Source organism: Gordonia sp. OPL2 (genome assembly GCF_003797825.1).
GTDB lineage: Bacteria > Actinomycetota > Actinomycetes > Mycobacteriales > Mycobacteriaceae > Gordonia.
On record NZ_RKME01000115.1, the window covers coordinates 1 to 410 of the forward strand.

1 protein-coding gene is annotated in these 410 nt (G+C 66.6%); it reads left to right on the forward strand.

All coding sequences use genetic code 11. The features are described 5' to 3' along the window. The coding region (locus tag EEB19_RS26560) for an amylo-alpha-1,6-glucosidase (RefSeq protein ID WP_222930006.1) at positions 1–410 on the forward strand (410 nt) is incomplete at both ends.

Consider the following 410-nt stretch of genomic DNA (forward strand, 5'->3'; position numbering starts at 1 on the left):
CTGGTCGACACCCTGCGCACCGCCGTGGCGCACATGCTGATCTCGCGGGTCGGCCCGCGCCTGCAGCCGGGCACGCGCTCGTACGCGCGCAGCTGGATCCGCGACGGCGCGATGATTTCCGAAGGCCTGCTGCGCATGGGGCGCAGCGATGCCGTGCGTGACTACATCAACTGGTATGCGCCTTACCAGTTCGAGAACGGCAAGGTGCCGTGCTGTGTCGATGCGCGCGGCAGCGACCCGGTACCGGAGAACGACAGCCACGGTGAGCTGATCTACAGCATCGCCGAATATGGGCGCTATACCGGCGACAGCACCTTCGCCGAGCTGATGTGGCCGCACGTGCAGGGCGCCTACAGCTACATGGAGCAGCTGCGTGCCAGCGAGCGTACCGAAGAGAACCGTGCGCGCAA